General features: G+C 63.1%; 12 protein-coding genes. 3 read left to right on the forward strand and 9 right to left on the reverse strand.

Features of this window, described 5'->3' with window-relative positions:
- Nucleotides 1-177: 177 nt before the first annotated feature.
- On the reverse strand, nucleotides 178-1,692 hold the full coding sequence (locus CR105_RS10195) for a peptide MFS transporter (RefSeq protein ID WP_099788354.1): 1,515 nt from the start codon (nucleotides 1,690-1,692) through the stop codon (nucleotides 178-180).
- Nucleotides 1,693-1,971: 279 nt separating this feature from the next.
- Between CR105_RS10195 and ppnN the strand changes: the two genes are divergently transcribed.
- Both ppnN and CR105_RS10205 read left to right on the forward strand, forming a co-directional pair.
- Nucleotides 1,972-3,342: a nucleotide 5'-monophosphate nucleosidase PpnN gene (ppnN, locus tag CR105_RS10200; protein WP_099788355.1), complete on the forward strand. Its 1,371-nt coding sequence runs from the start codon at nucleotides 1,972-1,974 to the stop codon at nucleotides 3,340-3,342.
- Between the two features lie 82 nt (nucleotides 3,343-3,424).
- Complete coding sequence (locus tag CR105_RS10205; RefSeq protein ID WP_099788356.1) at nucleotides 3,425-3,853, forward strand: hypothetical protein; 429 nt, start codon at nucleotides 3,425-3,427, stop codon at nucleotides 3,851-3,853.
- Between the two features lie 39 nt (nucleotides 3,854-3,892).
- Here the strand turns inward: CR105_RS10205 and lysS are convergent, their stop codons facing one another.
- The 5 genes from lysS to CR105_RS10230 form a co-directional block, all read right to left on the reverse strand.
- Entirely contained in the window at nucleotides 3,893-5,425 is a 1,533-nt protein-coding gene (gene lysS / locus CR105_RS10210; RefSeq protein WP_099788357.1) for a lysine--tRNA ligase, read from the reverse strand.
- 27 nt (nucleotides 5,426-5,452) lie between these two features.
- A complete protein-coding gene (locus CR105_RS10215; RefSeq protein WP_099788358.1) occupies nucleotides 5,453-6,118 on the reverse strand; it encodes an HAD family hydrolase in 666 nt (221 codons plus the stop codon).
- A gap of 3 nt (nucleotides 6,119-6,121) precedes the next feature.
- A protein-coding gene (gene prfB / locus CR105_RS10220; protein ID WP_131021856.1) for a peptide chain release factor 2 occupies nucleotides 6,122-7,226 on the reverse strand; the annotation gives its coding sequence in 2 pieces (ribosomal slippage) (nucleotides 6,122-7,144 and nucleotides 7,146-7,226; 1,104 coding nt in all).
- 63 nt (nucleotides 7,227-7,289) lie between these two features.
- Nucleotides 7,290-8,051 carry a slipin family protein gene (locus CR105_RS10225; RefSeq protein ID WP_099788359.1) on the reverse strand — a complete coding sequence of 254 codons (762 nt, stop codon included), beginning with the start codon at nucleotides 8,049-8,051 and terminating at the stop codon, nucleotides 7,290-7,292.
- Entirely contained in the window at nucleotides 8,048-9,484 is a 1,437-nt protein-coding gene (locus CR105_RS10230; RefSeq protein WP_218968686.1) for an NfeD family protein, read from the reverse strand. Before CR105_RS10230 ends, CR105_RS10225 begins: the two co-directional genes overlap by 4 nt.
- A 114-nt stretch (nucleotides 9,485-9,598) precedes the next feature.
- On the opposite strand from CR105_RS10230, the gene CR105_RS10235 reads away from it, so the two are divergent.
- Nucleotides 9,599-11,608, forward strand: coding sequence for a bifunctional 2',3'-cyclic-nucleotide 2'-phosphodiesterase/3'-nucleotidase (locus tag CR105_RS10235; protein ID WP_099788360.1), 2,010 nt, complete (start codon nucleotides 9,599-9,601; stop codon nucleotides 11,606-11,608).
- Between the two features lie 36 nt (nucleotides 11,609-11,644).
- Here CR105_RS10235 and CR105_RS10240 read toward each other — a convergent pair whose 3' ends face one another.
- From CR105_RS10240 to CR105_RS10250, 3 genes are read right to left on the reverse strand one after another with little or no spacing between them, the layout of a single operon-like run.
- Entirely contained in the window at nucleotides 11,645-11,965 is a 321-nt protein-coding gene (locus CR105_RS10240; RefSeq protein ID WP_099788361.1) for a DUF2288 domain-containing protein, read from the reverse strand.
- A gap of 18 nt (nucleotides 11,966-11,983) precedes the next feature.
- Nucleotides 11,984-12,667 carry an RES family NAD+ phosphorylase gene (locus CR105_RS10245; RefSeq protein ID WP_370660679.1) on the reverse strand — a complete coding sequence of 228 codons (684 nt, stop codon included), beginning with the start codon at nucleotides 12,665-12,667 and terminating at the stop codon, nucleotides 11,984-11,986.
- Between the two features lie 2 nt (nucleotides 12,668-12,669).
- Nucleotides 12,670-13,107 carry an MbcA/ParS/Xre antitoxin family protein gene (locus CR105_RS10250; RefSeq protein WP_099788363.1) on the reverse strand — a complete coding sequence of 146 codons (438 nt, stop codon included), beginning with the start codon at nucleotides 13,105-13,107 and terminating at the stop codon, nucleotides 12,670-12,672.
- Nucleotides 13,108-13,110: the final 3 nt, after the last annotated feature.

Raw genomic sequence — 13,110 nt, forward strand, 5'->3', positions numbered from 1 at the left:
ATGATTTATGCTCCACGCTTCCTTCCCACGGTCGGTTACCCTTCCGCAGTTGCGCTTCACTTCGCTCACTGTGGTCAGCTCGCGGCGGGACTTGCACCCACAGGAGTGCGCCCATGCTGGGCGCACAAATGAAAAACGGCGGCCCGAAGGCCGCCGTTTTAACTTGGTGCGACTGGCTTACTTGACGCCGTGCATCAGCTTCTGGATCATCGGTGCGAGCAGGAACAGCAGCACGCCGCCGGCCATCAGCGACCAGAAACCAAACGTGTAGCCGGACAGCGCCGACGCCACCGACATGCCGGCTTCGCCGGAGACGTGGCTGGCGAAGATGCCCGACAGGTTGTTGCCGATACCGGTCGACAGGAACCAGCCGCCCATGCCCAGGCCAACCAGGCGCACCGGCGCCAGCTTGGTGGTCATCGACAGGCCGATCGGAGACAGGCACAGCTCACCGATCGACTGGATCCAGTACACCGCGAACAAGGTCCAGAACGGGATCTTGTTGATGGTCGGGTCGACCAGGAACGACAGGGCGTACATCAGCAGGCCGAAAGCCAAGCCGTTGAACAGGATGCCGAGGCCGAATTTGCGCGGGATCGACGGGTTCACGTTCTTGCGGCCCATGGCGACCCAGATCCACGCGATGATCGGCGCGCAGGCGATGATGGCCACCGAGTTCACGCTCTGGAACCAGGCGGTCGGGAATTCGGCCATGCCGAACACGCCGGCGCGGTTGACGATATTCTCGGCCAGGAAGGTGAACGAGCTGCCGGCCTGTTCGAAGAACATCCAGAACAGGATGTTGAAGGCAAAGATGATCAGCAGGGCGATCGTCTTGTCGCGGGCGACGGCGCCGTCGCGGATGCCTTCGCGGATCAGCATGATGACGAGGCCGAGGAACAGGATCGTCAGCACGACCTGCAAGTTGGCCGCGCCGGCCTTGAGCAGGAAGTACATCAGCGGGATCACGGCGATGGAACCGAGCACCACGTACACCATGCGCATCGGGTTCTGTGCGTCCGCTTCCGGAGCGCCGATGCCCTTGAGCGCCTTGCGGCCAACGGCGAACCAGAAAAGGCTGATCAGCATGCCGATGCCGGAGGCGATGAACACGACCTTGTAGGCCGGGATGTCGTCGATGCTGAATACCTTCTGCGCCAGTTGCTGGGTCAGGATCGGCGCGACGAAGGCGCCGGCGTTGATGCCCATGTAGAAGATGGTGAAGCCGCTATCGCGACGGGTGTCGTCGAGCGAATACAGTTTGCCGACCATGGTCGAGATGTTCGGCTTGAACATGCCGTTACCGACGATGATCGTGGCCAGGCCAATCTTGAAGATATCAGGATCGGGAATCGCAATGGCGAACAGGCCGATGGCCATGAAGGCGGCGCCGATCAGGATCGAGCGCTGGTAACCGATGACTTTGTCGGCGACGTAGCCGCCGAACACTGCGCCCGCATACACCAGCGCCAGGTAGGAGCCGTAAGTGAGGTTGGCGTCGGCCTGGCCGGCAGCTGCACCGCCATGGAACTGGGTGACGATGTAGAGAACCAGCGCCCAGCGAATGCCGTAGAACGCGAAACGTTCCCAGAATTCGGTCATGAACAACATCCACAGCGGACTTGGATGACCCATTATCTGCTTGAATTCTGGTATTACGACTGGCTTCGTAGGTGTAGCAGCACCGCTCATGCGGGATCTCCCGGATATAGTTATGAATGGATAATCATATGGAGCTTCTATCGCCCCTCACGCCGCCGGATTTGCGATGAGTGAGGCCATCTATTCCAATGCGCTGCATTTTAATGTAAATCGGCCGGCGCAAGCGAATTTTTGCCGGATGTGTTAATCGCGCCTCATTTGGCCCGGCGCACCCCTGCCTCAAACTGCACTGCACAAAGTAGGTTCAGTTGTCGTATATTGGCATTGCAGGCTCGTTCGTTACACAGAATTAGAAAAGGAATTTGTACTATGGACCACGACGTTGTCGATACCCTAATTTCGCCGGAAGGCCGGCTCGAAGTGCTGTCGAAGGCCGAAGTTACCAAACTGCTCGACACCAGCCAGGGCGGCCTGTATCAGGTCTTTCGCAATTGCGCGCTGGCGGTGCTGAACTGCGGCAGCTCGATCGACGACGGCAAGGAACTGCTGGAGCGGTACAAGTCGTTCGACATCAGCATCGTGCAGCGCGAGCGCGGCATCAAGCTCGATATCAAGGGTGCGCCGGCGATCGCCTTTGTCGATGGCAAAATGATAAAGGGGATCCACGAGCACCTGTTCGCGGTGCTGCGCGATATCGTCTTCATCAACAGCGAAATCACCGACAACCCAAAGTTCGACAACTCGCTGTCGGGCGGTATCACCGATTCGGTCTTCCACATTCTGCGCAACGCCAACGTGCTGCGCCCGCAGCGCAATCCGAACCTGGTGGTGTGCTGGGGCGGCCATTCGATCAACCGGATCGAATACAACTATTCGAAAGAAGTCGGCTACCAGATGGGGTTGCGCGACCTCGATATCTGCACCGGCTGCGGACCTGGCGCCATGAAGGGGCCAATGAAGGGGGCCACCATCGGCCACGCCAAGCAGCGCCTGACGGGCGGCCGCTACCTCGGCATCTCCGAGCCTGGCATCATCGCGGCGGAATCGCCGAACCCGATCGTCAACGACCTGGTCATCATGCCGGACATCGAAAAGCGGCTCGAAGCGTTTGTGCGCACCGGCCACGGCATCATCGTGTTCCCGGGCGGCGCCGGCACCGCCGAAGAGATCCTGTACATCCTCGGCATCCTGCTCCATCCCGATAACGCCGATATGCCGTATCCGCTGATTTTCACCGGCCCGGAAACCTCGCGCGACTACTTCAAGCAGATCAACGAGTTTATCGGCGCGACCCTCGGCGAGGCGGCGCAGCAGCGCTACAAGATCATCGTCGACGATCCCGAAATGGTGGCGCGCGAAATGCAGGTCGCGATCAGGGAAGTGCGCGAATTCCGCAAGTCGCGCAGCGACGCGTATTACTTCAACTGGCTGCTGAAAATCGACGAGGAATTCCAGCGTCCGTTCAAGCCGACCCACGAGAATATGCGTGCCCTTAGCCTGCACAAGAACCAGGCCACGCATCTGCTGGCGGCAAACCTGCGCCGCGCCTTCTCTGGCGTGGTAGCAGGTAACGTCAAGGATGAAGGAATCCGCGCGATCGAAAAATTTGGCCACTTCGAAATCCACGGCGACCCGGCGATCATGGGTCCGATGGATGCGCTGCTGTCTTCATTCGTCGAGCAGAGCCGGATGAAACTGCCAGGTAAGACGTATGTTCCGTGCTATCGCGTGATTCAGTAGCTTAGCTGAGAGGCCTCAACGGGCGTGGCGATCGTATCGTGCATCCGTTGACGCTGATCCCGCGTAGCGGGATCATGGATGTATGAACCATGACTCGCGCTCCTTTGAAGATGACCTCTCGTCCCTGAAGGCGGACTTGGCGGTTGTTCGCTCAAACTACGTCACCAAGGCGGACCTGCAGGAAGTCCGGCTGGAACTTAAGGCGGAGATTCAGGACGGGCGCCTGGAGATGAAAGCGATTGAAGCAAATCTGCTGAGCCGCATCGACGCTGTCAGAGTAGATGATATCTACGGACTTAAGATTGAACTCAAGTCCGAAATCAGCGCCCTAGGGACTGAACTTAGGTCCGATATCAGCGCACTGAGGGTCGACAATGAAAAGCTGCGTGGTGAAATGAAAGCCATGTTGGCTGTGGTTCAGAAGAGTTTGAACGCGCAAACCTGGCGGATCATCGGCACCGTGTCATCATTGGTCGCCGTTGTTTTCTTCATCGTCCGCGCCGGATATTGAATCGGGGCTCATTCGAGCCCCCTTTTCAAACAAGCCTTCTTACTCTTCCCGGCGCAAGTGCGGGAACAGAATCACATCGCGGATATTCGGCGAATCCGTAATCAGCATCATCAAACGGTCGATGCCGATGCCGCAGCCGCCGGCCGGCGGCATGCCGTATTCGAGGGCGCGGATGTAGTCGGCGTCGTAAAACATCGCCTCCTCGTCGCCCGCATCCTTGGCCGCCACCTGCGCCAGGAAGCGCGCCGACTGGTCTTCGGCGTCGTTCAACTCCGAGAAGCCGTTGGCGATTTCGCGGCCGACGATGAACAGCTCGAAGCGCTCGGTGATGCCAGGCGCCGTGTCCGATGCGCGCGCCAGCGGCGACACTTCGGCCGGGTAGTCGACGATGAAGGTCGGCTCCCACAGCTGCGCTTCGGCGGTCTCTTCGAATAGCGACAGCTGCAGCGAACCCAGGCCCGACGTGGCGAACGGCTTGACGCCGAACTTGAGCAGCTCGGCCTTCAGGAAGTCCATGTCGTGCAGCTGCTCGTTGGTGTAGCCTGGCGCGAACTTGTTGATCGCCTCGACGATCGTCATGCGATGGAAAGGCTTGGTCAGGTCCAGCTCACGGCCACCGTAGGTCAGCAGCGCGGTGCCGTGTGCGTCGACCGCGGCCCGGCGGATCACCGCTTCGGTGAAGTCCATGATCCACTGGTAGTCGGTGTAGGCCGCGTAGAATTCCATCATGGTGAATTCTGGATTGTGACGCGGCGAGACGCCTTCATTGCGGAAGTTGCGGTTCACCTCGAACACGCGGTCGAAGCCGCCGACGACCAGGCGCTTGAGGTACAGCTCCGGTGCGATACGCAGGAACATCTCCATGTCGAGCGCGTTGTGGTGCGTGATGAACGGCTTGGCCGCGGCGCCGCCGGGGATCGTGTGCAGCATCGGCGTCTCGACTTCCATGAAGTCGTTTTCTTCCATGAAGCGGCGGATCGACGACATCGCGGCGGTGCGCGCCTTGAAGGTGCGGCGCGTCTCTTCGCTCATGATCAGGTCGACGTAGCGCTGGCGGTACTTGGTCTCCTGATCGGACAGGCCGTGGAACTTGTCCGGCAGCGGGCGCAGCGACTTGGTGATCAGGCGCAGGTTGGTGACCTTGACGGTCAGTTCGTCCGTCTTGGTCTTGAACAGCGTGCCTTCGACGCCGAGGATGTCGCCCAGGTCGTAGTGGTGCAGCGCTTCCATCGCGGCCGCGCCGGTCAGGTCCAGCGTGGCGTAGATCTGGATGCGGCCATCGGCGCGCGCGCCGGACGAATCCTGCAGCGTGGCGAAGGCGGCCTTCTTGCCCGCTTCGCGCTTGAGCATCATGCGGCCGGCCATGACCACGGCCACCGGGTTCGCTTCGAGTTCTTCGCGCGTCTTGCCGCCAAATTCTTCGTGGATGGCGGCGGCCTTGTGCTGCGGACGGAAGTCGTTCGGGAAGGCGATGCCATTGCCGCGCAGCGTGGCCAGCTTGGCGCGGCGCTCGGCGATGATCTTGTTTTCGTCGGCCGGCTGCGCGGCGTGGTCCTGGATGTCGGTGGTCATGATAGTTTTATTAGTAGGTTGATCAGGTCAGTCTGCGAACAGGGCGTCGATGTCGAGCTCGGAGAAGTCGGCGGCGACGGCGATGACGTTCTCGAACTCGTCGAAGGCGTTGGCGGGCAGGGTGGTGGTCAGCACCACGCAGCGCATGCCGGCGCGACGCGCCGCTTCCACGCCGAGCGGCGCGTCTTCGAACACGATGCAGCGTTCCGGCGGCACGGCGCAGCGTTCGGCGGCGAGCAGGAAGCCGTCCGGATTCGGCTTGCCGCGGGCGACGTCGGCCGCGCCGACGACGATATCGAAATGGCGCCGCAGGTCGAGGCCATCGAGCGTGAACTCGATGTTGGCGTTGGGCGCGGCGGTGGCCACGGCCAGTACCACGCCTTGCTCTTTGGCGCGGCGAATCAGTTCATCGAAGCCGCCCACCGTCTTGCGGTGCGGGCCGTACAGCTCGCGATAGACGGTTTCCTTTTCCAGGTTCAGCGCCAGCACCTCGTCGTCCAACAGGTGTTCGCCCATGTGCGCGCGGATGATCTCCTTGCCCTGGCGGCCGGCGGTGGTGCGGAAAAATTCTTCCGCATCGATCGTCATGCCGCGCTGTTCGAAGAAGGTGATCCACGACTGCGTATGGAAGGCCATGTTGTCGACGATGGTGCCGTCCATGTCGAAGATGAATGCGCTTTTTTCGAGGCCCATCGCTTACACGCCTTGCTTCAGGGAGGCGGCGATGAAGTCATCGAGGTCGCCATCGAGCACGCCCTTGGTGTTGCCGGTCTCGAAGCCGGTGCGCAGGTCCTTGATGCGCGACTGGTCCAGCACGTACGAGCGGATCTGGTGGCCCCAGCCGACGTCGGTCTTCGAGTCTTCCAGCTTCTGCTGCTCGCTCATGCGCTTGCGCAGTTCGTGCTCGTACAGCTTCGCCTTCAGCATTTCCATCGCCTCGGCGCGGTTGCGGTGCTGGCTGCGGTCGTTCTGGCACTGCACCACGATCCCGGTCGGCGCGTGCGTCATGCGCACCGCGGAGTCGGTCTTGTTGATGTGCTGTCCACCGGCGCCGGATGCGCGGTAGGTGTCGACGCGGATGTCGGCCGGGTTGACGTCGATCTCGATCGAGTCGTCCACCTCAGGATAGACGAACAGGCTGGTAAACGACGTGTGGCGGCCGTTGGCCGAATCGAACGGCGACTTGCGCACCAGGCGGTGCACGCCGGTTTCGGTGCGCAGGTGGCCGTAGGCGTACTCGCCCTCGACTTTCAGCGTGGCGGTCTTGATGCCGGCGACCTCGCCGTCGGACTGCTCGAGGATGTCGACCTTGAAGCCCTTGCGCTCGCAATAGCGCAGGTACTGGCGCAGCAGCATCGAGGCCCAGTCCTGCGCCTCGGTACCGCCGGCACCGGCCTGGATATCGATGAAGCAGTTATTCTGGTCCATGGGATTGCCAAACATGCGGCGGAATTCCATGCCTTCGATGACGAGCTTGATGGCGTCGGCGTCGACGATGACCGCTTCGAGCGTGTCGTCGTCGCTTTCTTCGCGCGCCATGTCGAACAGGTCGTGCGCGTCCTTCAGGTCGGCGTCGGCCTTCTGCAGCGTGTGCACGACGCCTTCCAGCGCCTTTTTCTCTTTACCGAGATCCTGGGCGCGTTTTGGATCGTTCCAGACGGTCGGATCTTCTAGTTCTTCGTTGACTTGTTCGAGCTTCTCTGACTTTTTATCGTAGTCAAAGATACCTCCGAAGTTCGGCCTCGCGACCGGTCAGGTCGTTGAGCAGGGCGGAGAGGGCGTTGATGCGTTCGGCTTCCATGGCGTTTCCGGTCTTGAATTGGGTTGAATCGAACCTTCGATTATACCCGATCCATTGGCAAGATCAGCGGGGAGCGCGGTCGGCCAGGGCTGCCAGCAGGTCCATCGGCATCGGGAACACGATGGTCGATGTCTTGTCGCCGGCGATGTTGGCCAGCGTCTGCATGTAGCGAAGCTGCATGGCGCCGCTCTGCTGCGACAGCACCTGGGCCGCCTGCATCAGCTTTTCGGACGCCTGCAGCTCGCCCTCGGCGTGAATCACCTTGGCGCGCCGCTCGCGCTCGGCCTCGGCCTGGCGCGCGATCGCCCGCACCATCGACTCGTCGAGGTCGACGTGCTTGATCTCGACGTTGGCCACCTTGATGCCCCAGGCGTCGGTCTGGGCGTCGAGCACCTGCTGGATGTCGATATTGAGGCGCTCGCGTTCGGCCAGCATCTCGTCGAGCTCGTGCTTGCCCAGCACCGAGCGCAACGTGGTCTGCGCCAGCTGGCTGGTCGCTTCGAAGTAGTTGGCGACCTGGATGATGGCGCGCTGCGGGTCGATCACGCGAAAATACAGCACCGCGTTGACCTTGACGGAGACGTTGTCGCGCGAGATGACGTCCTGCGTCGGCACGTCGTGCACCGACGTTCGCAGGTCCACCCGCACCATCTGCTGCAGCACGGGGATCAGCAGGATCAGTCCCGGCCCCTTCACCGACCAGAAGCGTCCCAGCTGGAACACCACGCCGCGTTCATACTCGCGCAGCACGCGCACCGACGTCGCCAGCAACGCCGCCAACAGCAAAAATAGGGCGCCGAGCCCAAAGCCGAACTCGAAGATCATGGCAATTCTCCCTTGTTGTAGTAGTCGATCGGCGCGACGTCGAGGATCGGGCCGGCGCGCCCGACGATGCGCACTTGCTGCCCGCGCCGCAGCGGCACCGCGGTGCTCACGCGCCAGGTCTCGCCGCCGGCGTTGGCCCAGCCTTCGCGCTCGGTGTCGTCGAGCATTTCGGCGACAGTGCCGATCAGGTTGTCGATGCCGGTGACGACGGCGCGGCGGCGCGAGCGCAGCGCCACGTTGACAGTCAGCGCCATCAACAGGGCGCTGGCGATGGCCACGGTGGCGACCAGCCAGATCGGAATGCCGTAGTCGGGCAGGTCGGTATCGATCAGGATCAGCGCGCCGGCGACGAACGCGGCGATGCCGCCCAGGCCGAGCGTGCCAAAGCTGGGCAGGAAGGACTCGGCGACCATGAATGTAATGCCAAGCAAAATGAGGGCAAGCCCGGCATAGTTGACCGGCAGCAACTGCAAGCCGTACAACGCAAGCACCAGGCAGATGGCGCCGATGACGCCGGGAGCGACCGCGCCAGGACTCATGAATTCGAACAGCAGGCCATAGATGCCGATGCTCATCAAAATGAGCGCGATGCTCGGATTGGTGATGACGGTGAGCAGGCGCGAGCGGGTGTCCGGCTGCACGTTGACGAGCGGCGCACCGGCTGTTTGCAGCTTCAACGGGCGGCCCAGCACCTGCACGATGGCGCCGTCCAGCCTGGCCGTCAGCGCCGCGACGTCCGGTACGATATGGTCGATCACGCGTTCCTTCAGCGCGTCCTCGGCCGACAGGCTGAGGCCCTCGCGCACCGAGCGATCGGCCCAGTCGGCATTGCGCCCGCGCATTTGCGCCAGGCCGCGCAGGTAGGCGGCCGCGTCGTTGACAGCCTTGCGTTCCAGCGCCGATGTCAGCGGCGGCGTGGCGGCCGGTGGCGTGCCGGCGGGCGTGCCGGGCTTGTCACGTGGTTCGCCTTCCTTGCGGGCGGGCGGCGGCTTGCCCTCCGGCTCCATGCCGGGCGCGCCGATCTGCACCGGCGTGGCCGCGCCAAGGTTCGTGCCTGGCGCCATCGCCGCAATATGGCTGGCGTACAGGATATAGGTGCCGGCGCTGGCTGCCCGCGCGCCGCTCGGGGCGACGAAACTGGCCACCGGCACGGGCGAAGTCAGGATCGCCTTGATCACCGAGCGCATCGACAGGTCGAGGCCGCCGGGCGTGTCGATCTGGAGGATCACCAGCTGGCTGCCGTCCGTGGCCGCGCGGGCGATGCCGCGCACGACGTAATCGGCGCTGGCGGGCCCGATCGGCCCGTCGATCGTCAGCAAGGTCACGGCGGCGCGCGGCGCGGCCGAGGTGGCCGGCGCAACGCACGCCAGCAACAGCGCAACAAGGACAAGGCGCAAGACGCGGTCAAGCATGGCGTGGCTGTGTTGGAACATTCGGCCTCCCCCCATGATGATTAGAAGCTCGGCGCGGCAGTTGGTTCCGGGCTTGATGCCGGACTCCGCACTGCGTATCATGCTGTCCAACATCATCAATTACACCAGATCCCCATGCGCGCCAAGTTTTGCCTGCCCCTGCTGCCCCTGATCCTGAGCGCCTGTTCGGCGCCTGGCGACCGCGCTGTCGTACCCGCCGGCGCGACGGCTGTGCTGGCTGTGCTGGAGACGACCGATATCCACTCGAACGTGCTCGGCTACGACTACTACAAGCTGGCGCCGGATCCGTCCTTCGGCCTGGACCGCACAGCGACGCTGATCGCCCAGGCGCGCAAGGAGTTTCCCAACACGCTGCTGCTCGACAATGGCGACACCATCCAGGGCACCGCGCTGGCCGATTACCAGGCGCTGGTGGCGCCGTTGCGCTGCGACCAGACATTGACCGTCTACAAGGTCATGAACCATCTCGGATTCGACGGCGGCGGCATCGGCAACCACGAGTTCAACTATGGGCTGGCCTACCTGAGCCAGGTGACAGGCAGCCGTTTCGACGTCGACGGCGTCGATCCGGCCAGGCCGCGCTGCGCCGGGCCGGCGTTTCCGCAGGTGCTGGCCAATGTCTATAGCAAAAAGTCGGGCAAGCAGCTGTTCGCGCCGTACCGCATCATTGCCAAGCAGGTCAGCGCGCTGGACGCCAACGGCAAGCCGGTCACCGCGACAGTCAAGGTCGGCATCATCGGTTTCGCGCCGCCGACCATCCTGGCATGGGACAAGCGCTGGCTCGACGGCAAGGTCTACACCGAGGGCGTGCGCGAAACGGCCCTCAAGTACATTCCGCAGATGCGCGCCGAGGGCGCCGACCTGGTCATCGCGATCTCGCACGGCGGCCTGGACGACAGTCCGTACACGCCGGACATGGAAAACGCCAACTACCACCTGTCGAAGGTGCCGGGCATCGATGCCATGCTGCTTGGCCACTCGCACCAGGTGTTCCCGAATGCCGCCAGCGCAGTGGCGCAGTTCAAGCTGGCCGGCGTCGACAAGGCGGCTGGGCTGGTCAACGGCGTGCCGACCACCATGGCCAACCTGTGGGGCAAGCACCTCGGTGTGATCGGCCTGCACCTGACGCATGACGGCGCGCGCTGGGTCGTCGACAAGCGCAAGACCACGGTCGAAGCGCGCGGTGCGCAGCGGGCCGACAAGTCGTTCGTGGCGCCTGATCCGGCGGTGGCGGCGCTGGTCGCGGCCGAGCATGAGGCCACCATCGGCTACGTCAAGACGCCGGTCGGCGCCAGCGCTTTTCGCATGTCGAGCTATTTCGCCGACGTCGGCGACGTGTCGGCAATCGCGGTGGTGAACCACGCGCAGGCAGATTACGTGACGACGTATGTGAAGGCCAGCTTGCCGCAGTACGCGGCGCTGCCGGTACTGTCGATGGCGTCGGCGTTCAAGAGCGGCTCGGCCGGCGTGACCGACTATACCGACGTCAAGGCCGGCGATATCGCGCTCAATAACGCGGCCGATCTGTACCTGTACCCGAACACGCTGTACGCGGTGAAGGTCGACGGGGCTACGCTGTTGGCATGGCTGGAGCATGGCGCCGGGCGCTTCAACACGATCGATCCGGCCGCCGCGGCGCCGCAGGAGCTGGTCGATCCATCCTTCCCGAGCTATAACTTCGACACCATCACCTCGATCGACGTCAGTTACGAGATCGACGTCACCCAGAAGCCGGGCAAGCGCATCGGCAAGCTGACGTACCGCGGCAAGCCGGTGGCGCCAAATCAGGAGTTCATCGTCGCAACGAATAACTACCGGGCCAGTGGCGGCGGCGCCTTCCCTGGGCTCGACGGCAGCAAGACCGTGTTTGCGTCGCCGGACAACAATCGCGATGTGCTCATCGCGTACATCAAGGGCGCCAGGCAGCTGACGTTTGCGTCGCACGGGGCGCAGCGCAGCTGGCGGTTTGCGAAAGTGAAGACGGCCGGGCCGGTGGTGTTTCGCTCGGCGCCGGGCGTGCTCGCGCTGGCGGAGCAGGCGGGGTTATCGAATGTGTCGCTGCTGCGCGCCGATGATGGCGGCGGCAAGGGTTATTCGCTGTACGCGGTCGATTTGTCGCGCTAGCGCAGAGATGCGAGCGCGGGGCCCATTTCGCGGCGTCTAGTTCAGCTTCGCTTTTTCCTGCTGGACCAGAATAAACGGGTGCACCACGCTCGTCCACAGCAACGCCTGTCCCTCGGTCCAGGCCTGCGCCTGCTCGTCGGTCACCTTGCCGATCTTACCGGCGCCCATCCAGGAGGAGATACTGTCCTTGTCGTCGTGCGAAATGCGCACGGCGACGTCAATCAGATCCAGGTCCGGGCTGACGAAAACCACTGAGCCCTGGGCAAAGTGCTTCTCCAGCTCAGCCCATGGCATGCGCGCGGTCTCGCTGTTGATCTTGCGGCGCAGGTCGGTATCGTTGTCGGGATTAGTATTCATGGAAGCTAAAAATAGAAGTCAGATGGAATCGACGACCGGGGTCGGCGAACCCGCCCATGTTAACCGATAGGCGCCGCCTTTGCGCACGTTACCCACCAGTGCGGGCCGAAAGCATGCCAGGTTGGTGCCGCCGCCCCGCCGCACGCTGGGAAAAATGACGCCCATCGACCCGGCTTCGAGCAGCTGCGCTGCCAGCTGCTGCGACGCGACATAGCTGTCCGGTGCGAGCTCCTTTGAAAACCCCCGCTGTCCGCGCAAGTCGTGGAAGGTGCTGGTGAAATCGGCCAGCATGGTCTGGTAGGTCACGCTGTCGTCGAAGCGGTCGATTTCCATATACTCGACGGTTTTGTGGAAGGTGATCTCGGCCAGCGCGGTTTCCGGTTCAAAGGCGCAGTACCACGCGCCGCGCTCGCCGTCGTTGAAGCGGCTGCCTTCCGGCCGTGGATACGTGTACGCGGCGTTGATGATGCGGAAGTTCGGCACGCCGAATACCAGCTCGTCGACGCCGATGCCCGGCAGGTCGCCATATTCGCCGCGCAGTCGCTCGTTGGTCGCGTTGTCGAGTTCGAACAGGTCGCGCAGCATGCCGTCGTCGTCGGCCAGCGGGGCCAGCACCGAATCTTCGACATCGGCGAAGCGCGACGGGATCAGGCGGCAGGTATCGAACTGGCGCAGCGCGGTCAGTGTTGGAGAAGCGGCCAAGGTCACAGCCCTCCGCGCCGCGCGTCGAGCAGCTTGCGCACCGTCTGCATTGCCAGCAGGCCGCCGGCCAGCATCTGCGACAGCGGCGTGCGGCCGCCAAATACGGCGTTCTTGTTCGGCAGCGTGACCCATTCGTCGGCCAGTTTGTCGCCGTACAGGATGTGCAGCGCCTTGTAGATGCCGAGCAGGTAGGAGATGCGCGTGATGCGGTCGACTTCCAGCACCCGCTCGGGGTTCTTTTTCCACTCGTAGAAGGTGGAGGAGGACAGGCCGCCCAGCAGTTCGCGCGCGTCTTCGTCGCGTAGCTGCCAGGCGGCGACCAGCTTGAAAAAACCCTTGAGGGCGGACTTGGACAGCCGCTCGCGTTCGGCCCTGGCGTTGAGGTCGACCAGGACGGCAGGTTCGAAACGGCTCTTCGGGTAGGCGTAGGCGAGATTCATGGT

Source organism: Massilia eurypsychrophila (assembly GCF_002760655.1).
Taxonomy (GTDB): domain Bacteria; phylum Pseudomonadota; class Gammaproteobacteria; order Burkholderiales; family Burkholderiaceae_D; genus JAFCUW01.